23 protein-coding genes are annotated in these 20,904 nt (G+C 61.0%); 11 read left to right on the forward strand and 12 right to left on the reverse strand.

Annotated features, from left to right (window positions below):
- The first annotated feature begins 35 nt into the window (after window positions 1–35).
- Window positions 36–1,868 carry an ABC transporter ATP-binding protein gene (locus PMI03_RS15400; RefSeq protein WP_007694818.1) on the forward strand — a complete coding sequence of 611 codons (1,833 nt, stop codon included), beginning with the start codon at window positions 36–38 and terminating at the stop codon, window positions 1,866–1,868.
- Window positions 1,869–1,875: 7 nt separating this feature from the next.
- On the opposite strand, the gene PMI03_RS15405 is transcribed toward PMI03_RS15400, so the two are convergent.
- Genes PMI03_RS15405 through PMI03_RS15430 form a run of 6 tightly spaced genes read right to left on the reverse strand, consistent with a single transcriptional unit; the run spans window position 1,876 to window position 7,412 of the window.
- Window positions 1,876–2,568: an amino acid ABC transporter permease gene (locus tag PMI03_RS15405; protein ID WP_007694819.1), complete on the reverse strand. Its 693-nt coding sequence runs from the start codon at window positions 2,566–2,568 to the stop codon at window positions 1,876–1,878.
- Between the two features lie 18 nt (window positions 2,569–2,586).
- Window positions 2,587–3,294: an amino acid ABC transporter permease gene (locus PMI03_RS15410; RefSeq protein WP_007694820.1), complete on the reverse strand. Its 708-nt coding sequence runs from the start codon at window positions 3,292–3,294 to the stop codon at window positions 2,587–2,589.
- A 55-nt stretch (window positions 3,295–3,349) separates the two neighbouring features.
- On the reverse strand, window positions 3,350–4,177 hold the full coding sequence (locus PMI03_RS15415) for an amino acid ABC transporter substrate-binding protein (protein WP_007694821.1): 828 nt from the start codon (window positions 4,175–4,177) through the stop codon (window positions 3,350–3,352).
- 16 nt (window positions 4,178–4,193) lie between these two features.
- Window positions 4,194–4,934 carry an amino acid ABC transporter ATP-binding protein gene (locus PMI03_RS15420; RefSeq protein ID WP_007694822.1) on the reverse strand — a complete coding sequence of 247 codons (741 nt, stop codon included), beginning with the start codon at window positions 4,932–4,934 and terminating at the stop codon, window positions 4,194–4,196.
- A complete protein-coding gene (locus tag PMI03_RS15425) occupies window positions 4,927–6,417 on the reverse strand; it encodes an NAD(P)-binding domain-containing protein (protein WP_007694823.1) in 1,491 nt (496 codons plus the stop codon). Before PMI03_RS15425 ends, PMI03_RS15420 begins: the two co-directional genes overlap by 8 nt.
- Window positions 6,414–7,412, reverse strand: coding sequence for a LysR family transcriptional regulator (locus PMI03_RS15430; RefSeq protein WP_007694824.1), 999 nt, complete (start codon window positions 7,410–7,412; stop codon window positions 6,414–6,416). Before PMI03_RS15430 ends, PMI03_RS15425 begins: the two co-directional genes overlap by 4 nt.
- Before the next feature lie 161 nt (window positions 7,413–7,573).
- Here PMI03_RS15430 and PMI03_RS15435 point away from each other — a divergent pair, with 161 nt between their 5' ends.
- Both PMI03_RS15435 and PMI03_RS15440 read left to right on the forward strand, forming a co-directional pair.
- Complete coding sequence (locus PMI03_RS15435) at window positions 7,574–8,056, forward strand: CMD domain-containing protein (protein ID WP_007694825.1); 483 nt, start codon at window positions 7,574–7,576, stop codon at window positions 8,054–8,056.
- Complete coding sequence (locus tag PMI03_RS15440) at window positions 8,053–8,628, forward strand: peroxidase-related enzyme (RefSeq protein WP_007694826.1); 576 nt, start codon at window positions 8,053–8,055, stop codon at window positions 8,626–8,628. Before PMI03_RS15435 ends, PMI03_RS15440 begins: the two co-directional genes overlap by 4 nt.
- Before the next feature lie 335 nt (window positions 8,629–8,963).
- Here the strand turns inward: PMI03_RS15440 and speB are convergent, their stop codons facing one another.
- Genes speB through PMI03_RS15465 form a run of 5 tightly spaced genes read right to left on the reverse strand, consistent with a single transcriptional unit; the run spans window position 8,964 to window position 12,881 of the window.
- Window positions 8,964–9,914: an agmatinase gene (gene speB, locus PMI03_RS15445; RefSeq protein ID WP_007694827.1), complete on the reverse strand. Its 951-nt coding sequence runs from the start codon at window positions 9,912–9,914 to the stop codon at window positions 8,964–8,966.
- A 19-nt stretch (window positions 9,915–9,933) separates the two neighbouring features.
- Window positions 9,934–10,716: an amino acid ABC transporter ATP-binding protein gene (locus PMI03_RS15450; protein WP_007694829.1), complete on the reverse strand. Its 783-nt coding sequence runs from the start codon at window positions 10,714–10,716 to the stop codon at window positions 9,934–9,936.
- Between the two features lies 1 nt (window position 10,717).
- On the reverse strand, window positions 10,718–11,368 hold the full coding sequence (locus PMI03_RS15455) for an amino acid ABC transporter permease (protein ID WP_007694831.1): 651 nt from the start codon (window positions 11,366–11,368) through the stop codon (window positions 10,718–10,720).
- Window positions 11,365–12,015, reverse strand: a complete 651-nt coding sequence (locus tag PMI03_RS15460) for an amino acid ABC transporter permease (RefSeq protein WP_007694833.1) — start codon at window positions 12,013–12,015, stop codon at window positions 11,365–11,367. Before PMI03_RS15460 ends, PMI03_RS15455 begins: the two co-directional genes overlap by 4 nt.
- 20 nt (window positions 12,016–12,035) lie before the next feature.
- Complete coding sequence (locus tag PMI03_RS15465; RefSeq protein ID WP_007694835.1) at window positions 12,036–12,881, reverse strand: transporter substrate-binding domain-containing protein; 846 nt, start codon at window positions 12,879–12,881, stop codon at window positions 12,036–12,038.
- Window positions 12,882–13,008: 127 nt separating this feature from the next.
- On the opposite strand from PMI03_RS15465, the gene PMI03_RS15470 reads away from it, so the two are divergent.
- Entirely contained in the window at window positions 13,009–13,953 is a 945-nt protein-coding gene (locus PMI03_RS15470) for a LysR family transcriptional regulator (RefSeq protein ID WP_007694837.1), read from the forward strand.
- Between the two features lie 168 nt (window positions 13,954–14,121).
- Here the strand turns inward: PMI03_RS15470 and PMI03_RS15475 are convergent, their stop codons facing one another.
- Window positions 14,122–14,898 carry a LamB/YcsF family protein gene (locus PMI03_RS15475; protein ID WP_007694839.1) on the reverse strand — a complete coding sequence of 259 codons (777 nt, stop codon included), beginning with the start codon at window positions 14,896–14,898 and terminating at the stop codon, window positions 14,122–14,124.
- A gap of 220 nt (window positions 14,899–15,118) precedes the next feature.
- On the opposite strand from PMI03_RS15475, the gene pxpB reads away from it, so the two are divergent.
- The 7 genes from pxpB to PMI03_RS15510 form a co-directional block, all read left to right on the forward strand.
- Entirely contained in the window at window positions 15,119–15,844 is a 726-nt protein-coding gene (pxpB, locus tag PMI03_RS15480) for a 5-oxoprolinase subunit PxpB (protein ID WP_007694841.1), read from the forward strand.
- The gene (locus PMI03_RS15485; RefSeq protein ID WP_272955290.1) at window positions 15,844–16,812 is read left to right on the forward strand and encodes a biotin-dependent carboxyltransferase family protein; all 969 of its coding nucleotides are present in this window, start codon (window positions 15,844–15,846) and stop codon (window positions 16,810–16,812) included. Before pxpB ends, PMI03_RS15485 begins: the two co-directional genes overlap by 1 nt.
- Window positions 16,809–17,453 carry a GntR family transcriptional regulator gene (locus PMI03_RS15490; protein ID WP_007694844.1) on the forward strand — a complete coding sequence of 215 codons (645 nt, stop codon included), beginning with the start codon at window positions 16,809–16,811 and terminating at the stop codon, window positions 17,451–17,453. Before PMI03_RS15485 ends, PMI03_RS15490 begins: the two co-directional genes overlap by 4 nt.
- On the forward strand, window positions 17,450–18,397 hold the full coding sequence (locus PMI03_RS15495) for an NAD(P)-dependent oxidoreductase (RefSeq protein WP_007694845.1): 948 nt from the start codon (window positions 17,450–17,452) through the stop codon (window positions 18,395–18,397). The genes PMI03_RS15490 and PMI03_RS15495 overlap by 4 nt, the downstream gene beginning before the upstream one ends.
- Complete coding sequence (locus tag PMI03_RS15500) at window positions 18,394–19,647, forward strand: Zn-dependent hydrolase (protein ID WP_007694846.1); 1,254 nt, start codon at window positions 18,394–18,396, stop codon at window positions 19,645–19,647. The genes PMI03_RS15495 and PMI03_RS15500 overlap by 4 nt, the downstream gene beginning before the upstream one ends.
- Window positions 19,644–20,282: a GntR family transcriptional regulator gene (locus PMI03_RS15505; protein ID WP_007694847.1), complete on the forward strand. Its 639-nt coding sequence runs from the start codon at window positions 19,644–19,646 to the stop codon at window positions 20,280–20,282. Before PMI03_RS15500 ends, PMI03_RS15505 begins: the two co-directional genes overlap by 4 nt.
- Window positions 20,283–20,306: 24 nt before the next feature.
- Window positions 20,307–20,904 (forward strand): aminopeptidase P family N-terminal domain-containing protein (locus PMI03_RS15510; RefSeq protein ID WP_007694848.1); only part of this gene is annotated, 598 nt, incomplete at its 3' end.

Consider the following 20,904-nt stretch of genomic DNA (forward strand, 5'->3'; position numbering starts at 1 on the left):
ACGCCACGCCTGCCCGAAACGACAAGGAGCCAAGCATGGACGCGCAGACGGTCGACGCCGCTGAACCGGTTCTCTCGGTCGAGAACCTCACGACCTCGTTTCTGATCGATGGGGATTGGAAACCGGTTGTCCGCGACATTTCCTTTACGGTTGCGCCGGGAGAGACCGTCGCGATCGTCGGGGAGTCCGGATCGGGAAAGAGCGTGACGTCGCTCTCGATCATGCGGCTGCTGCAGAGAGACATGAGCCGCATCGAAGGCAGGATCATGCTGGGTGGTGATAACCTTCTGGCGCTGCCGGAACATGCCATGCGCCGCGTTCGTGGCAACGAGGTTGCCATGATCTTTCAAGAGCCGATGACCAGCCTCAATCCGCTCTTTACGATCGGCGATCAGATCTCCGAGGCGTTGCTCTGCCATTCACCGATGTCGAAAGCCGAGGCACGCGCCGAGACCATCAGGCTTCTGGAGAAGGTTCGCATCCCCTCTGCCGCTGCCCGTTTCGATGAATATCCACATCGCTTTTCCGGCGGGATGCGCCAGCGCGTGATGATTGCAATGGCGCTTGTGTCGAAGCCGAAACTCCTCATTGCCGACGAGCCGACAACGGCGCTCGACGTCACCATTCAGGGGCAGATCCTCGACCTGATCAAGATGCTTCAGGAAGAGGAGGGGACATCGGTCCTTTTCATCACTCACGACATGGGCGTGGTGGCGGAGATCGCCGACCGGACGGTGGTCATGTATCGAGGAGAGCAGGTTGAGACCGGAGCAACGGCCGATATTTTTCATCGCAGCAAGCACCCTTACACTCGCGCCTTGCTGTCGGCCGTACCCGTGCTCGGTTCCATGAAAGGGCATGTTCGGCCGCTGCGTTTTCCCGTGGTCAACACGGCAACGGGCGAATCCGATGTGCCCGAGGAAGCCGTCGACACGGTTGTCTCCAGCCAGCGCCCAGTCCTGGAGGTCAGGAACCTCAGCAAGCGCTTCGATATTCATTCTGGCCTGCTCGGGCGCCTGAGCGGCCGCGTCCATGCGGTCGAAAATGTCACCTTCGATCTCCACGCTGGTGAGACCTTGTCCCTGGTAGGTGAATCCGGTTGCGGCAAGTCGACGACCGGTCGCGCAATCATGCGCCTGATCGAGCCAAGTGATGGCGCGGTGGTGGTGGAAGGCAAGGATGTGCTTTCGCTCGATAAGAAGGGCATGCGCCAGATGCGCAAATCGGTGCAGATGATCTTTCAGGATCCCTATGCAAGCCTCAACCCGCGCATGACCGTTGGTGCCGCGATCGCCGAACCTTATCTGGAACACGGAATGGGCACGGCAAAGCAGGCCAAGGATGTGGTGGCCGACCTACTATTGAAAGTCGGGCTCTCGCTGGAAATGGCAACGCGCTACCCCCATGAATTTTCCGGCGGCCAGCGCCAGCGCATATGCATCGCCCGCGCCCTTGCGCTGGAACCGAAGGTCATTGTTGCGGATGAGAGTGTCTCGGCGCTCGATGTCTCGATCAAGGCGCAGGTCATCAATCTGATGCTCGATCTGCAGCAGAGCCTCAACCTTGCTTTCCTTTTCATCTCGCATGATATGGCGGTCGTGGAGCGGGTCAGCCACCGTGTTGCCGTCATGTATCTCGGCGAGATCGTCGAGATCGGTCCGAGGGCGGCGATCTTCGAGAACCCGCAGCATCCCTATACGCGGAAGCTGATAGCAGCTGTTCCTGTGCCGGATCCGGATCGCCGCCGCGAAAAGCGCACTGTCGCAAACGACGAGATCAAAAGTCCGATCCGGCCAATCGACTACCAACCCGCAAACGCCGGCTACCGTGTTGTTGGGCCGGGCCACCTGGTGGCTGCCGCCCTATAGGCCACTATTAGGCCCATACCCTGAGCGCCCGTTCCATCCTATCGGCTGCGAAAGTGACGACATAGGCGATCACCATGTAGACCACGACAGCAATCAGGAAGGCTTCGAGGTAGTAGAAGTTCAGCGCAGCGGTCAATTGCGACTGCGCGAAGATGTCGACGACCTCGATGGCAAATCCAAGCGAAAGCGCCTTCATGATGACCATGATCGAATTGGCGAGATCCGGGATCGCCGCAACGATCACCTGGGGCAGCATGACCCGCCGGAACAGTTGGCTCCGTTTGTAGCCTAGCGAGTAGGCCGCGTCCGCCTGGCCGGTGTCGAAGGAATTCAATGCGCCCTTCACCACCTCAGCCTGGAATGCGGCGACGCAGAGCGTCAACGCGACGATGAGCGTAACCCAGTTCGGCGTCGCGTGACCGTTGAACTCCACCCCGACCAAAGAAGACAGGAAGTGAAGTGCCGGCGGAAGGCCGTAATATGCAAGGAAGATCACGATCACCATCGGAACGCCCTTGAAGACGATCTTGTAGGCGACCACCAGCCCCCGCAACACGGGGACGCGCCGATACTCCGCCATCGCAAACAGGCTGCCGACGATCGTCGAGAGGATGAAGATCGCGAGCGCCATGGCGAGCGTTACAGGAACCGCACCAAGGATGTCCCAGAGATCGGGAAGAAGGACTTCGGAATCGAACATGTCATGACCTCCTTTCGATCAGACGCTTGCCATGATGGTGGCCTTGGCCGTCGCGGTGCTGAGCGCGAACTTGGAATTGCGCTTCTCGAAGAACCGCACGATGAGCCACGCCGCGAGGCATAGCAGCGAATAGGTTACCGCCAGCACGAGGTAGGTCTCGAACTGGTACTGATTGTAGTCCCGTTGCATGACCAGATGCGCCGTCGCCATCACGTCTGCCGCACCGATGTACATGACGAGCGCGACGTTGTGGATCAGGTAGATGATAGAGTTCCCGTAACCGGGCAGCGCGATGTGCACCGCCTGCGGACCGACGACGCGGGCAAGCTTCTGCCGGAAACTATATCCCAGGCTGTCGGCCGCATCGTGTTGACCGCGTTCGACGGCCAGGTAGGCCGGCCGCAGAACCTCGGACAGGTAGCCCCCATGGTAGAGGCTGAGGCCGAGCATCGCAGCGACATTAGGGGAAACGAAGTCGTCGATCTTCAGCAGGCCGACGACAAGCGGGAGGCCGTAAAACGCGACGAACAACTGGAGGACGACCGGAACGCTCCGGGCATAGGACACGTAGAGATCGGCCAGTTGGCTGACCACGGGGATCCTTCGAACCCGGAACGTCGTCGCAATCAACGCCAGCACGAAGCCGACGACCATGGCTGTGAACGTGATCGCGAGCGTCAGGGGCAATGCCTTGAACAGCTCGGAGAGCATTATGGAAAGGTCCACCTTGGAACACTCCTTTTTGCGATTTCAGCCTTGATCGTCAGCGCGTGGCGTGCCGTTACTTCATGTAGGTAGTGATGTCCTCGCCGAACCATTTCTGCGAGAGCTTGGCGAGCGTACCATCGGCCTTGAGCTCCTTCAGAGCCTTGTCGATGCCATCGGAAAGCGCCTGGTTTTCCGCGGAGCGGTGGATCAGGACGAAGGTGTTGTTGATCGAGACAGGCTCGCTCGCCTTGATGTCGAGCTTCTGGTTGTCGATCACGGTCTGTTCGCCCAGATTCGACGGCAGAACCAGCGCGTCGTACTTGCCGTTCTGGACTTCCTTCAGGCGGTCCGGGTACGGGATTCCGGCGCTCGACGCGGTGATCTCGATCTTGGCGTCGGGGTTCTTTTCCTGCCACGCGGTGGCGAATTTGTAGATGCCGCCGCCGGCCGTGACAGGCACGATCTTCTTGCCGACGAGGTCCTTCATCTCGTTGATGCCGCTGTCCTTGCGGCTGTAGATCTTGATCAGGCTGGCGCCGATCGGGCTTTCCGGAATGAGGAACTGCTTTTCACGCGCGGGCGCCCGATAATAGCCGCCGGTCGCGATATCGTACTTGCCGGTTGCCAGGCCGGTTTCCTGTGCGATGTCCGCGGCGCCTTCCATCTCGAACTTGTACTGAGGGAGTTTCGCATTGATCGCCTTCAGCACGTCGGGCTCGTAGCCCTGGGGTTCGACACCGATCGCGCCCCACGACAGCGGCTTGGATTCCGCCGCCGTCGCGATCTTGATGGTCCGGACGGAATCCTGGGCATAGGATGCGCCCGCGGTAGCAAGGGCGATTGCAACGCCGGCTACGGCAAGGCCGAAGGTACGGCGGGAAGTTGACTTGATGTAAGACATGTCAGGCATCCTTTCTCTAGTGGATTGCAAGCTCGGAATTGAGGAATTGTGCAAGGCGTGGGTTCGACGGAGCATCGAATATCTCTGCCGGACTGCCGTCGGCTGCGACGACACCCCGGTCCATGAAGACGATGCGGTTCGAGATGTTCTTCGCGAACTGCATTTCGTGGGTGACGAGAAGGGAAGTGATCCCGGAGGACGTGACGTCCTTGATCACCTTCAGGACCTCGCCGACGAGTTCGGGGTCGAGCGACGACGTTGGTTCGTCGAAAAGCATCACGTCTGGTTTGACCGCGAGCGCACGCGCGATACCGGTACGCTGGAGCTGGCCACCCGAGAGCTGGGACGGATAATGGTCCAGCTTGTCGGAGAGGCCGACGCGGTCAAGTTCCCGCCGAGCGATCTCGCGTGCTTCGTCCTTCGACTTGCGCTGCACGACAACAAGCGGATCCATGACGTTCTGAATGACTGTCATGTTCTTGAAGACGTTGAACTGCTGGAAGACCATGGCTGTCCGGAGCCGGATCGCCTGGATTGCATTCTTGTCCGGGCGTTGGAAGTCCATCTTGATCTGGTCGAACGCGATGGTTCCGGACGCGGGCTTGGCGAGGTGGTTGATGCATTTCAGCAGCGTGGTCTTGCCGGTGCCGCTCGGGCCAATGATCGAAACGACGTCGCCGCGCTTTACCGAGAGATCGACGCCGTTCAGGATCTGCGTGCTTCCGTAGGACAGCTTTAGGTTCTTGATCTCAAGCATTTCTGGTCGGTGTCCTTTCGGAGGATAGTTCGGAAAGCGTTTCCGTCTCGTCGTCCGCCCATTCGTCTCCAAGGAGTTCGGGCGTGTCGAAAGCTTGAAGGTTTTCGAAATGGCGCTCGCGGTCGGCGACGAAGAGCGCTCTCACGATGCCGCGGGCGAGCCGGTCGGCGCCCTCGCTGATGGCGGGAATGTCGCCGGTGAGCTTGCCGTGGCTCAGCGTGGCAGGAAAGTTAAAGCAATGAATCTGCGACAGTGCGGGGCACGCGCCCGGCTCGACTTCGAGGAACTCGAACGCCTCGCCGAGGTCGGGCGAACCTTCCAGTTCACTGTTCGGCATGTCCGCCGGCACGGGAAAGCGGTCGCGCCAGAGACGGATGTGGGACGCGACGGCGGCGAGTTCCGGCCGGCTTGTCAGGTCGACCTTGAAACCCGTGCCGAAGATCAGGAAGTCGACCGGATAGCGCCCCTTCGGCGTCGTCACCACGAGATGATCGTCGTCCTGCGCCAGCGCGGTGATCGCGCTTTCCAGATGAAGATGAGCCTGCGGGAACGCGCTGACGCGCAGGACGCTCGGCCGTGGTGGTGGCGTCTGCTGGCCCATAGCGTAGTGCAGGAATCGCCATTTCCACTCGTCGGGAAGGCCCGCAAAACCATGTACGACGCCCTGGCTGCCGATGCCGGTGAATTTGTTGATCCGCGGCAATTCCTTCCGCCGAACGAACATGTCGAGGCGTGCCGCCCCAGCTTCGAGAGCGGTCGCGGCATTGTCCATCGCCGAAGCGCCGGCTCCTACGACACCGATGCGCTTGCCCTTCAGCGCGGTGAAATCGATCGCATCGGCAGTATGAGCCCAGAGCTTCCGATCGATATGGTCGGCGATGGAAGGCACGAACGGTCCGCCCAGGCCGTCACGGCCTGTCGCGAGAACCACATGGCGCGCGACCGTCGTTTCGGTCCGGCCGTCCCGACTGCAGACGACATCGAGCATGCCGTCCGCGCGCGGGAGAACCGCGTCGACGGATATTCCGTTGCGAACCGGAAGGTCGAGCACCCGCCGGTACCAGATCAGGTAGTCCATCCAGATTTCGCGCGGTGCCCGGTCGAGTGCGCCCCAGGCTTCGGCGCCGTACAGCGCTTCATAGTAGGCGCGGAAGGTGAGGGCCGGCAGCCCCATCGCCGGACCGGTCAGTTGCTTGGGAGAGCGGAGGGTTCTCATCCTTGCGAAGGTGATCCACGGCCCCTCGTGCCCGGCTGGCGCCTTATCGAGCACGACATGGTTGGCAACGCCTAGCCGCTTCAACATTCCGGAAGCGACGAGCCCGGCCATGCCGCCACCGATGATCACGACGTCGACGACCGGCTTGCCGTCGACGTCGCGGGAAGGAACCCAGGACTTGGCGGGAAGCTCAAGCCAGGCGAGATCCTGCTTCAGCCGCTTCTCGAGGGCGTCAAGTCCTTGAGGGACGGAGGTCGGGTCGCTCATGAAGAGGTTCCTTCCGGCAGCATCGTTTGTCCGTACACGGTGTCGGCCAGGGCCTCGACGCCGCCGGTTTCATGCAGCCGGCAACCCGGCATTGCCAGCGCCACCGCGCGGGCCGCGTCAATGACAGCGGCGACGGTCGGCGTCATCGGCAAGGCAGCGGGCGAGATCGCGCCGAAGAGGAAAGGTATGGTGTGGTCGAGTACGCGCATCACAATGCCCTCGAGCGGGACACCGACGATGGTTGCCGGCTCGACGATGGCCACTCCCAGTCCGGCACGGACCATTGTAAGGGCCGTCATCGAGGCGTTGACGTCGATCATCCGCTGCGGCACAACGCCCGCCCTTTCCAGAGCTTCGTCGACGCGGTGCCGCAGACGGTACGGGTTCGCCAAGGTGATGATGCGCCGGTCGGCAAGATCTGCGAGACGCACGACGTCGTCACTGGCGAGCGGATCGTCTGCGGAGAGAGCGACCACACATGGCGCGTCGGCGACCCAGTGGACGTCGAGGCCGGGATGCTCCAACGGCAAGCTTGAGATACCGAAGTCCGCCGATCGGGCAAGCACGGCCTGCACGACGTTCTCGGCGGCGAGCGCCTGCACATGAAGATGACGCGGAATGAGGCTCGGTGCGACGGCCGCGATCGCCTGCGGCAAGATGCCGGCCGCAAGTGACGGCGTGGCGGCGATCGTCAGCGATGCCGGCTCGTCCAGGCCGATCGCGTTCGCCCGTTCGCGAATATGGGCAAGGCTTGCCAGGTGGCGTTCGACCTCGGCATGAAAGAGCAGGCCGCGTGCGGTCGGACTAATGCGCGGTCCGCTTCGATGCAGCAGCGCATAACCGATATCGGCTTCCAGATCCTGAATGAGCCTGGTGACCGCTGGCTGCGAGCGCCCGAGGAGCCGCGCAGCCCCGGTCACGCTGCCAGCGGACATCACCGCTGCGAAGGCTTCAAGTTGCCGGATATCGAAAGAGTTAGAATGCATAATGGACATCAAACATTCTCCTTCATGTCAGTAAAGCATGACAATTCTCAATTCGCGAGGATCAATAGATAATTATTCTGCATCAAGCGCTGGCCATCATTAATATTTGACATAATTGGACGGCAAGCCTACCTAGTTCGAATGCCTGCTGACGTATTGAGGAGCCTGTTTTGACACTCATCGAAACCCTAGTCTCCGTGAAGCCGGGTTCCGCGCTTGCGCAAGCCATGGAGAAACGCGCCGAGATCTTGCGCCTGAGCGAAGCGGCCCATGACGCAGTACTCCTGCCGCGCGATCCCGGCGGACTTTCTCACGGACTGAGGGCCGCGCTTGCCGCCCGTATGGCGCGGCAGAACCGCAATCCGGCGCTCGCAAGCCACTACGATACCCTTGTGGCTCAAGCCAACGACCCGACCACGGCCACGCTCGCAGACCCAGAAAACAATGTGACGGACTTGCGTACTGCGGAGATCGTCCGCCATGCCGATCGCCTGACGGTCACGCCACGCGATGCGACGCGTGCAAATGTGGAAGCGTTGCGCCAAGTCGGCGTAACCGACGCCGATATTGTCCGGCTCGCGGAGCTTGCGGCCTTCGTCAACTACCAGGTTCGTGTGCTCGCCGGCCTGAAGCTGCTTGGAGAAATGCGATGAGCGAGGTCGTCCATACCTTCACCACCACGATACCGCGCTGGCAGCCCTACGTGGTTCCAGTCGATTTCGCGACCGCTACCGAAGAGCAGCATGCTGCGATGCAGATGACGCCATCCAACAAGGGCATCTCGCCCTATGTACTCACCCTGGCTCACGACCCTGAGACGCTCGCGGTCCGCTCACCCTTGTTCAATCTGATCATGTATGGAAAAGACGGGCTGGCCGGAAGCGAGCGCGAGCTGGGCGCCGTCGCCGCGTCCGTCGTCAACCGCTGTGTCTACTGCGCCGCCGTCCACGCATCGCGGTTCAACAACCTGACGAAACGTACGGATGTTATCGAAGCTGTGTTTGCAGACGGTCTCGCGGCGACGCTCGACGAGCACCTCCAGGCAATCTTCGACTTTTCGGCACGGCTATCGACCACACCGCCCGAGGCGACGGTGGCCGACGCACAGGCGCTGGCCGATGTCGGGCTCGACGAACTGGAAGCTCTCGACCTCGTCCTCTCGTCCGCCATCTTCGGCTGGGCGAACCGTCTGATGCATACGCTCGGCGAGCCGATGCAGGACTAAATGGTCCTGGCGTTCGGCCTGTGCCGGCTGGGCGATACTGGTAATTTGTCCGGGGGCACGCGGTGATCAGAGGAGGAGGTTTGGGCGGTCACATAGGATTGGCTTTGTTCCTGTATCGCCATATGGCGGGTAAATCCCCACTTTTGTCACATGTCCTAAATGCCACTTTCGAGTATCGCTCGGGAGCGCGCCAAAAAGATATCGAAAATTGTAGATTGTAACAAAGCTCCTTCGTCAGAGAGGGAGTTACAGTTGGTGTTTGCAATATGCATAGCAGCTCGCTGCTATGCATATTGAGAAATCGGGCTTTCGCAAAGCGCCACTCGCTGCTGGGCTTAGCTGCTGACCGCGAAGATGCGGCCGATCGTATTGAGCAGGATCTGGGCGGCAAGAATAGCCGTAGTGCCGGTGTGGTCGTAGTCGGGCGCGACTTCGACCAAATCGATGCCGACAATCTCGCCGCGCTTGGCCAGCCCTGCAATCAGCTCCAGAACCTCGTAATAGATGAAGCCACCATGACTCGGTGTGCCGGTACCAGGGGCGATTGAAGGATCGAAACCGTCGATGTCGATGGAGAGATAATAGCGCTTTCCCTCGGGAATGCGCTCCAGCACATTTTCCACGCCGAACTTGCGGATTTGCCGAACGGAGAGGATTTCCGATCCATGCGCTCGGGCATAGTCATAACCTTCCTTGGCGGTGGAAGAGACGTTGCGGATGCCGAGTTGCGTCATGCCCGTAACCCACGGCTTTTCCGAGGCGCGGCGCATCGGGCTGCCATGACCGTAGCGGACACCATGACGCTCGTCGACGAAATCGAGATGGGCGTCGAACTGCACCAGATGAACCGGCTCCTGATCGCTGAAAGCGTTGATGCAGGGAATGTTGATGGAGTGGTCGCCGCCGAGTACGACGGGGAGCGCGCCCGCGGCAAGGATCTTGCGAACACCGAACTCGATATTGGCGTGGCTCGTCATCGTGTCGGTGTGCACGATGTCGGCATCGCCTATGTCTACGATCCTGACGCCTTCGAGATAGGTGACGTCATCTTCGTGATCATAGGCTCCGGCATGGCCGAAGGAAAACAGCGTGGAAGCCTCGCGGATGCTGCGTGGCCCGAAGCGGGCACCGGAGCGCCATTGCGTGCCGAAGTCGAAGGGTGCGCCGAGGATTGCGACATCGGCGTCGATCGCGTCCCAGTTTTCGACATAAGGGCTTTTGGCGAAGGTGGAAATGCCGACGAAGGGTAGATTCAGCCGGCCCGTATTGTAACCGTGAGCAGCCATGGGTCTTCCTTTCAAGATATCAAAATGCGCGTTCGCGCCAGGTTTGCAGGAATTGCGAAAGGCGCTCGCTTTTCGGCGCCGCGAAAAGTGTTTGCGGCGGACCGTCCTCAACAATGCGGCCCCCGTCCATGAAGACGACGCGGTTGGCCGCGTGCGCGGCAAACCCCATTTCGTGGGTGACGATGAGCATGGTCATGCCTTCGGAGGCGAGCGCTCTCATGACCGAGAGAACCTCGCCCACCAGCTCCGGGTCCAGTGCCGAGGTCGGCTCGTCGAACAGCATCACTTTCGGTTTCATGGCGAGCGCCCGGGCGATTGCCACGCGCTGCTTCTGCCCACCGGAAAGATTTTCGGGACGGCGGTCGGCGAACGCTGTGAGCCCCACCTTGGCCAGCGCCGTGTGTCCTGTTGCTTCCGCTTCGGCGTGAGTGACGCGGTGGACGAGCCGGAGCGCAAGCGTCACGTTGTCGAGCACGTTCATGTGCGGCCAGAGATGGAAATGCTGGAATACGATGCCAAGAGGACGGCGAGCGTCGGCCAGCTCCTTCGTGCCGGCACGTTCACGCCCCAGTGGCGTCTCCCGCCAGCCCATCATCCGGCCGAACACATTCACCTCGCCGGCGTCGTAGGGATCGAGAAAGGCAATGGAACGCAGGAGCGTGCTTTTGCCTGAGCCGGAGGGACCGATGATGCAGGTGACATCGCCGGCATGAATATCAAGATCGATGCCGTTCAGTACCGTTCTTCCGCCGAAGCGTTTCTCAAGTCCGCGAACCGATATCGCCGCCGGTGTTGCTGTCATGTCAGAAGCCTTTCGCTGCAAGGCGGCGCTCTGCGTAGAAGCCGATCCGCGCAATGGTTTCAACGAGCGCCCAATAGAGCAGGGCGACGGTCACGTAGGGCGTGACGACCGCGAAACTGATGGAGCTGATGGTGCCCGCGACTTTCGTCAGTTCGCCGAGTGTGATGACGGACAGAACGGCCGATTCCTTCACCAGATTGATCGCCTGCCCAATGGAGGGCGGAAGCGTCAGCCTCATCGCCTGCGGTAGTTCCACGTACAAGAATGTCTGGCCGGGTGTGAGGCCGAGCATGGCGGCCGCCTCACATTCGCCCTTCGGCACCGCATTGAACCCTGCGCGGAAGATTTCCGCGAAGGGGCCAGCACCATAAAGACCGAGACCGACAATGCCGGCGACATAGGGGCTGAGCACCAAACCGAATTGCGGACCGCCGTAATAGAGAAGGAAGAGCACCAGTGCCAGAGGTGCGCCGCGGGCGAATTCGACATAGACCCGGATCGCTAGGGACAGGGGCCGCAAGCGGCTGCGCAGGGACAATGCCAGCAGGATGCCGACCAGAACGGCGATGCAAATTCCGCAAGCCGACACGGCGGCCGTGATGGCAAGACCGGAGAGATAAAGCGGAAGATCGTTGAAAAAGCCGATCATCATCGTCTGGCCCCTTGCGTCAGGCGGCGCTCCATCAAGAGACTGATACCGGCCAAAGCCGCGGCGACGGCCACATAAAGCAGGAGGGCTGAGGCATAGGCCTCCAACGGGCGGAATGTCGACGCCGCCACTTGCTGTGCCCTGCGGGTGACATCCATGACCGCGATGACGGAGACGAGGGAAGAATTCTTCACCAGCGCCTGCATCTCGCCGACAAGGGCTGGCAGCATCGTGCGTACAGCTTGCGGCACCTCGATGCACAAGAAGGTTTGAGCCGCCGTCAGTCCAAGCATTTCGGCCGCCTCGATCTGTCCCCTCGGCACTGCCAGAAGCCCCGCGCGGTAGATCTCCGATTGGAAGGCGGCGGTGTTGAGTGCCAGTGCCAGGGCAGCAGCTACCGGCGGCTCCAGTTCGAGGCCGAGAAATGGCAGCAGATAGAAGATAACGAGAAGCTGGACGAGAATCGGTGTGCCACGCCAGAACGAGACATATAGTCCCGCTGTGGCATGCAACAGCCGGCCGCTGCGCGAGGCGGCCGCAAGCAGCACGGCCAGTGGCACGCCGAGCAGAAGCGCCGAAAAGCTGACCGTGACGGTGGTGAGGAGACCATCAAGAAGAGCTGGCCAGACGCCCGCCAATGTTCTGTCCATGAGCGGTTCCCCCCTTGCCCTTACTTAGCGGCGGGAAGTGCTTCCGGCAGTTCCATCGGAGCGCCAAACCACTTTTTCTGCAGCTCGGCAAGCTTGCCGGATTTGTTGAGCTTGATGAGTTCCGCGTCGATCAGCGCGTTGAGCGAGGTGCTGTCGGCGTCGTTGCGGCCGGCCCAGGAGAAATAGGTCTTCGGTCCGAAGGTGGGCAGCACGACTTCGAAGATATCCGGCCGCTGGCGCGCCGCTTCAAGCAGGTTCGGCAATGAGTTGACGACGGCGTGGATGCGACCTGTAGCAAGGTCGGCATAGGCTTCGGAGAAGTCGGTGTAGGTCGAAACGGTTACGTCGGCCTTACCGGAAGCTTTCAGTTCAGTCGCGAATGTCTCAAGCGCCGCGAGTTGGGCGGAACCTGCCTGCGAGCCGACGGGCTTGCCGGCGATATCTTCCGGCTTGGTGATTTCGGCATCGCCCTTTCGCTTTAGCACAGCCATCGTGGCATCCGCGATCGGTACAGAAAGATGATAGGCGTTCATGCGCTCCGGCGTGACTGTGACCGAGGTGACGACATAATCGAAGCGGCTGGCAGCAAGACCCGGCAGGATACCCTGCCAGGGCAGATCGAGGCGCTTCAGCTCGACTCCGGGCAGTTCTTTCATGACGTCTTCCATGATGTCGGCGGAATAACCAACGATCTTCCCACCCTCGACAAATTCGAACGGCGCAAAACGCGCCTCGGTGGCGACAGTGAAAACTTTCGTCGTCTTGATTTTGTCGAGCAGGTCGGCCGCGTGCGCGACGGGTGCCATCATGGCGACAGCAAGCGCAGCGCCCGCCAGAAGGATTCTCGAATTCCGGATGATTGTCATAGTCTTGTTCCCCTGCTTTTTCGGGATCGTTTCGTGATCCCTGAAGGAGAGGAAAGCATGGACAATAGCTCAGAAAAATAGGAAAGTGATGAAGTTTACATCAGAATTATTAATGTGAGGATAGCGGATGCTGCTGGCTCAATCCGATCTCCGATCCTTGACGGTGTTTCGCGCAGTCGTAGAGCATAAGAGTTTTCTCGGCGCGCAAATCGCGCTCGGCCTCAGCCAGTCCGCCATCAGCTTCCACATCAAGGCGCTGGAAGATCGTTTAGGTTTCAAGCTGTGCCGACGGGGCCGCTCAGGTTTCGAGCTGACGGATCGTGGCGTTATCGTACACGAGCGGTCGAAAGGGCTTTTTCTGGCACTCAATGCCTTTGAAAGCGACATTGGCGCACTCAAAAACCGCATTACCGGCACACTGAGGCTTGGCCTGATCGACAACACCATCACTGATAGCGACCTGCCGATCCACCGGGTGATTGCTCGTATCAGCGAGAAGGCCCCCGAAGCGCGCGTTGAACTGGCAATCGACACCCCTGATGCGCTGCTTTCCGAAATCGCCAATGGCGGACTGGACATCGCGCTTTTACCGGAAACACAACCCTATCAGGGTCTGAAGCTCTCCCGACTTCGGGAAGAAATCCATTCGCTCTACTGCGCCCAAGGGCACCCGCTCTTCAAGCAAGGGGGCGCAGAGCTGACGATAGAACATATCGAGTCTTTCGATTTCGTGGTGCGGCCGTACGCCAACATGCGTGAATTGCAATTCTTTCCGCGGGCACGAACTCGCGCAGTCGCCTCGAATATGGAGGCGCAGGCGATGTTCATTATGTCCGGACACTATCTCGGTTACCTGCCGGACCATTATGCCCGCGACTGGGTTCAGAAAGGTTGCTTCCGACCGCTTATGCCGGATGAAACTCGAATTCACTCCACCTTCGTCATAGCCACGCGTTCCGCGGAAAAACCTTCAACCATCCTTGACTTCTTCATCCGCGAACTGGCCGGCATTGCGTCGGAATCCTTACACAAGAGGCATTCTCCCGCAGTGGCGGGCGCGGCGCGGCTATAAGGCTTGCCCAATTCTGCGGTGGTATAAAGTTCCCGCAATCATTTCACCGTTGATGCGGACCACCGGCGACACGAATTTCATGGCTGAGGTGATGAAAACCTCGGCGGCGGCTAGCTCTCATGGGCTGTGAATGCGCGTTCTTCCCCGCGCGGCTCACAAGCATAACCCTTATGGAAGGGGCGGGCGGGCAAAGGAAGCGAATTCTATCCCTTCCGCGGCGAGTGCGTTGCGCAGCGACTGTGCCATTGCGACAGCGCCAGGAGTATCGCCATGGACGCAGATGCTGGCCGCCTGAACCGGCAGCTTGCGGCCACCAATGGTTGGGATTTCTCCGTCACGAACCATGGACAAAACCTGGTCCATGCTCTTTTGCAGATCATGAATGACCGCGCCTTCTCGCTGCCGGGATGTCAGCATGCCGTTGTCGTCATAGGTCCGGTCGGCATAGACTTCGCAGGCGATTTTCAGGCCGGCCCTTTCGGCAGCCTTCATGGTCTCCGAATAGGGAAGGGTGAGGAAGACGAGAGAGGGATCGACAGCCTTGATGGCACGCACGCAGACATCCGCCAGGATAGGATCCTCGGCTGCCATGTTGCCGAGCGAGCCGTGGGTTTTCATGTGGCTGATCGGCCAGCCGAGTGCGCTTGCCATGCCCTGGATCGCCGCGATCTGGTAGATCAGTTGCGCCTCGATATCCTCGGGACGTTCGCCGGAGATGCGGCGCCGGCCGAAGCCGTAGAGATCCATGAAGGAGGGATGCGCGCCGATTGCAACGCCTGAAGCCTTGGCGGCGAGGATCGTGTCGCGCATGACCACCGGATCGCCGGCATGGAAGCCGCAGGCAATATTGGCTGTCGTGATCAGTCCGAGCATGGCCTTGTCGTCGCCGATCGTATAGGCGCCGAAGCCTTCTCCCATGTCGCAATTCAAATCAATCGTTGCCATGCAGCTTGCTCCCAGTCGACGATTCCGGCCTGATACGGCGCCATAATTCTCTACCGTTCTGTTGCATTGCACGAACTTTGTTCATATCATCCGGCCATGGTTGACATACAGTTGGTATACTGAAATAGCAAGTCCGATGAATTTGGAAAGCGCACCGATTTTGACAAGCGGTGCTCTGTTTCCGATTTGCCAGATTGACGGAAGGAGGGGTGTCGGCGCAATGGCCGAAATGTTCCCACGCATTCGCGCTTGCGGCGACAGCATGCTGTCGGTCGAACTCGCCGATCACATCGACGATGATGTCAACAGGCGCATCATCGCGCTCTTCGATGCTCTGAGCCTCAACCCCGTTGCGGGCATCGAAGAAATGGCCTCGACCTATCGTTCGCTGAGCGTCATTTACGATCCCGCGATCATCCGTGGCGGAGCGCTTGCCGATGCGCTGCAAAAGCGACTACAGGGCCTGTCCGTGACAGATACATCCTCGCGCTGTTTCAGCGTCCCCGTCGTTTACGGTGGCGCCGTCGGGATCGATCTCGACGAGCTCGCTCGCATGAAGGACATGACGACCACCGAGCTCGTCAATCTGCACGCCAGCGCCGAATATCGTGTTTACATGATCGGTTTTGCGCCCGGTTTTGCTTATCTCGGCGGCCTTCCGGATGCGTTGCATACCCCGCGGCTGGCCGCGCCGCGCCAACGGATCGAGGCGAGTGCCATCGGCATAGGCGGCAAGCAGGCCAGCATTAATTCGGTCCCGGGGCCGAGCGGTTGGCGCTTTATCGGCCGCACGCCGGCCAGGCTTTTTGATCCTCATCGGACACCGCCTTTTCTTCTCATGGCCGGTGATCGCATCCGCTTTCGTCCGATCGGCGAGGCCGAGGCGGCGCGTCTCGATATGATGGTCGCTGCCGGCCAGACCGTTCTGGAGCCCGAAGTAGCATGATGCATTTGCGGATTGTTCAAGCGGGGCCCATGGTGACGGTTCAGGATCGCGGCCGCAGGGGATTGCTGCATTCCGGCGTCTCCGGCTCCGGGCCGATGGATGCGCCGTCCTTCCGTATTGCCAACGCACTGGTGGGCAACAGGCAGGATATGGCGGCTCTTGAGTTTGCCAGCGCCGGCGGCACGTTCGAGGTCACCGAGCCGGTTCGTTTTGCCGTCACCGGCGGCGACGTGGATATCCGGATAGACGGCTCGGCCGTGCGCCCATGGGAGAGCCATGATCTCTTTCCCGGGTCTACGCTCGTCGTCGGCGGCTTGCGATCGGCCGTTTGGGGATATGTCGCGTTTGCCGGCGGCATCGATACGCCGTTGATCTTGGGTTCCCGCGCCACGCATTTGCGCACCGGCCTCGGTGGCCATGAAGGACGTTGCCTGCGGACTGGCGATCTCTTGCCGATCGGTTCCCTCGATCCCATGCCGCATCTTGCGCTTACAAAGCCGTGGCGCCGATCCAATCGCCCCATCAATGTCGTGGCAGGGCCGCAGGATGATTATTTCGATGCATCCGCTTGGCGTACCTTCCTTGGGAGTTCGTTCGTCGTATCCACCAGCCGCGATCGCATGGCGCAAATGCTGGATGGGCCTGTGATCTCGGCCTGCCGAGGCAACGATATCGTCTCGGATGGTACCACACCTGGATCGATCCAGATCCCAGGCTCCGGCCGGCCGATCGTCTTGATGGCCGAACGCCAGACGACCGGCGGCTATCCGAAAATAGCGACTGTGGCCTCCGTCGACGTGCCACGGTTGGCGCAGATCCCAAGCGGTATGGTGATCCGTTTTCGCTTGATTTCCCAAGCCACGGCAGAGGCGCTGCTGGTCGCAGAGCGACAAGCCCTGCAGGATGTGATTACGGATCTGTCCGAAAAGACAACGCCAATGAGCGTCGCACAAGAGGTAGCGCCATGACACAACCGCTTGCCAAGCAGGCCTACACCAAGATCATCGAAATGATCCTGTCGGGCGCGCTCATGCCGGGGGATGCCTTGCAGGAGGCCAAGCTGGGCGACGCGCTGGACATGTCGCGCACACCCGTTCGCGAAGCAATCAAACGCATCGAAGCCGAAGGGTTGGTGACGCAGGATGGACGCTTCCTTAAGGTGCGACAGCTTTCCGGCGAGGAGGTGGAGGAAATCTTCTTCTTGCGCCAGACGCTCGAAGCCCATTCGGCTCGCGCGGCGACGGGGCTTCCCGCCGGTCGACTGGATGAGATAGAGGCGCGCGTCCGCCGTCTGCAATTGGAGGGACCGGGGGAAGAGGACGAACAGCGTCGTGTCGACGACGACTTTCATCGCATGTTGGCTGCGGCAACCGGCAGCAGCATGATCATCGCCACCATCGACGATCTCCGCCGTCGCACCTGCATGTTCGACCACACCCAGGTTCCGGATCGCTTTCTTAAAGGATGCGCCGAACATCTCGAGATTATCGCCGCGCTGCGGGCCGGTGAAGGCGAAACGGCAGGCCGGCTGATGGCCGTGCATGTCGCCAATGCGCGCGATGCCATTCTGGCGCGCCTGAAATCCTCCGACGAGGTATCCGATCGATGAAATGTCTGATTGTCCAACCGGTTCATGCCGACGGCATTGCGCTGCTTAGGGAGGCAGGCATCGAGCCGGTATTTTGCCCTTCTGCGGAAATGGCAACGGTCGCCCGCATGATCCCCGGCTGCGAGGCGGTGATCACCAGGGATGCTGGCCTTTCCGCTGCCGCGATCAATGCTGCTGATGTGTTGCGCGTTGTCGTCGTACACGGTGCCGGTCACGATGCGGTCGACAAGGAAGCGGCAAGCGAACGAGGCGTGCTTGTCTGCAATACGCCGGGTGCCAATGCGCGGTCGGTGTCGGAACTTGCTCTTGGCCTCGCGCTGGCGGTCGCACGGCGTATCCCGGCTGCGGACCGCAGCGAACGAGCCGGCATAAGAGGGTTCCGCGAGATGGAGACCTTCACGGAATTGTCCGGCAAGACGGCTCTCGTTGTCGGCTGGGGTGCAACCGGCGCAGGGCTTGGTCGCATGCTGAAGGCCGCGTTCGATGCACGCGTTCTGGTCTATTCGCCTCGCGCAGCCGATGTGGAGGGTTTTGAGCGGATGGAAAAACTCGAAGATGGCCTGGCACAGGCGGATCTAGTCTCGCTGCACACCCCACTACGGCCGGAGACGCGCGGTTTGATCAATGCAAAAGCGCTCTCGCACATCAAGCCTGGCGCCATTGTCGTCAATACCGCACGGACAGGTCTGGTGGATGAAGCCGCCCTTGCCGAAGCCATTGCCTCCGGGCGCGTCGCCGGGGCGGGACTTGATGTCTATTCCCACGAAGCGCCATCCGGACCCCTTGGTCAGTCGAACCGGGTGATCTTTACGCCGCATCTCGGTGGTGCAACGCTTGAGGCCCTGCGTCGCGTGGCTATCGGCTCGGCTCGCAATGTGCTGATGGCCCTTTCCGGTGAGCGCCCGGCGACTGCACTCAACGATCCGGTCCGGAGTTACGCATGAGCCGCATTATCGAAGACACCATCGATCGATTGCTCGATCGCATCAACGCCATTTCGGAGCCAGGGCCGGGCTATACGCGTCCATCCTACAGTGCACTGGAAACTGCCGCCCATCGTGTCATCGCTGAGGAGGCGGAAACCCTCGGCCTGTCGGTGACGCGGGACGCTGCGGGCAATCTCTTCGCCCGGCTGCCGGGCAGGGACCGCGCGGCCACTCCCCTCTATATCGGCTCGCATCTCGATACCGTGCCGATGGGCGGTGCCTATGACGGGCAGGCCGGGGTTGCCGGCGCCATGGCCCTTGCCGCCGCCTTCGTCGATAGCGGCTCGGCGCCGCCTGCTGATCTGGTGGTGACCGTGACGCGGGCGGAAGAGAGCGTCTGGTTCCCGGTTTCCTATATCGGCTCGCGCGCGGCGCTCGGGCGGCTTTCGGCCGAAGAGATGAAGGCGGTCCGGTTCGATACCGGCCGGACGCTGGCCGATCACATGCGCGAGGAGGGTGGCGATCCGGAGGCTGTCGTTTCCGGGCCGGGGCTCGCGCCCGCACGTTTCGTGGAGTTGCATATCGAGCAAGGCCCCGTTCTCGATGAGGCCGGCGAAGCCTTCGCCATCGTCGACGGCGTGCGTGGCGGGTTGCGCTATCGCGACGCCCGCATCAACGGTGTCTGGGCTCATTCCGGTGGTGCGCCGCGTACCGCGCGTTCCGATGCCGTTTTTGCCCTGGCGGATCTGGTGGTCGCGATGGATCGAAGATGGGGCGCAATCCTGGAGGAAAAGCATGATCTTGCCGTGACGGTCGGCCGCGTCGATGCGGCCAGTTCCGAACACGCTTTTGCCAAGGTGCCTGGCCGGCTCGATTTCTGCCTCGACCTGCGCAGTGACGATCCGGCCGTTCTTGAGCGGATGGATCGGCTGGTGAAGGCAGAAATTGCGTTGATCGAGCAAGCGCGCGGTGTTTTCTTCGAGCTTGGCCTTCAATCACGCAGCCAGCCGACGCGGCTCTCAGTGCAACTCGGCGATGAGATCTACGAAGGTGCGCGCCGGCTTGGCTTTTCGCCACGCCGGATGCTGTCTGGCGGCGGCCATGATGCGGCCGCCTTCGCCCAGGCGGGCTGGGAGTCGGTCATGGTGTTCCTGCGCAACTGGGATGGCAGTCATAATCCCAAGGAAGGCATGGATCCCGCCGACCTTGCGACCGCAGTTCGTGTGCTGCACGAGGCATGGATGAAGAACGGCCAGGAGAGCCCATGAGCGAGAAGGAAACATTGGCCCAGCAGGCCTATCGCGACGTCAAGCAGCGTATCCTTGCGGGCACTCTTCCTGCGGGCGATGTCCTGACTGAAAGAGCCCTTGCCCAGGAATCCGGCATTTCGCGCACGCCGTTGCGCGCGGCCATCTCCCGGCTGGAAAAGGAAGGCGTCATTTCGCGGCTTACCAATGGTGCGTTGATGGTGCGGCCCGTCACGGTGGAACAACTCCTTGAAATCGTCCAGATACGACGCCTGCTCGAAGGTGCTGCCGCAGCCAGGGCTGCCGGACGACCCATGACGCCGGCACTGGAGCAGTCCCGCGAGGCGATGCGCGCCTATGCGCAGGGAGGCGACGTGGCCTTCGATCAGTTCTGGCTCGATGACGACGTCTTTCATCTGGCCGTCGCGGAGGCTGCTGGTCTCAGCCTGCTGCCGGCCATGATCACGGAAATGCGCGGCATCGCCCGGCGCTGTACAATCACCCGCACCCATGACCGCTTCGATCAGCAGGCGCGTGAACATCTCGACATCATCGAGGCAATCGAAGCGCAGGACGGCGAGCGTGCCTGCGCCGCTATGCAAGCCCATTTCGATAGTGTCCGTAGCCGTTTTTTGGGCTGGCTTGACCGACGCTAATGATGGAAATTGTGATCGCACCAGATGTTTGAATTCGCAGAACTGCGCGGCCGCGAAGCGGCTTTTACCGAAACGGAATTCGGCGAAAGGCAGTCGCGTGCCCGTGCCGCCATACGGGCGGCCGGTCATGAGGCACTCGTCGTCACCGGACCGGAAAACATCTATTGGCTGACCGGTCGGCAGACGGCTGGCTATTTCGCATTCCAGGCGCTGGTTTTGCCTGTCGAGGGCAATCCCTGCCTCCTCGTGCGCGAGTTGGAACTGGTCGGATCGGTCGTCAACACATGGCTGCGGGATATCCATAACTACCAGGATGGCGAAGATCCGGCCGTGGCATTGGCGGGACTTCTGAAGACACTCGGCATCTCCCGCCCGGCGATTGAACTGGGAGGCTGGTTTGTTTCGGCGGTCATGGCCGACAGGATTACCCAGGAGATCGGTCACGGCGACTTGATAGACGGCTCGGCGATCCTGCCTCCGCTCAGAATGGTAAAGTCGCAAGTGGAGCTGGATGCGATCAGGGCTGCGGCAGGCTATGCCGAAGCGGGTATCGTGGCCGGAATCGCTGCCTGTAACGCCGGCGTAGACGAGAACGCGGTTGCGGCTGCCATGCTGGCTGCCG

The organism is Rhizobium sp. AP16 (assembly GCF_000281735.1).
In the GTDB taxonomy this organism is placed as follows: Bacteria; Pseudomonadota; Alphaproteobacteria; order Rhizobiales; family Rhizobiaceae; genus Rhizobium; species Rhizobium rhizogenes.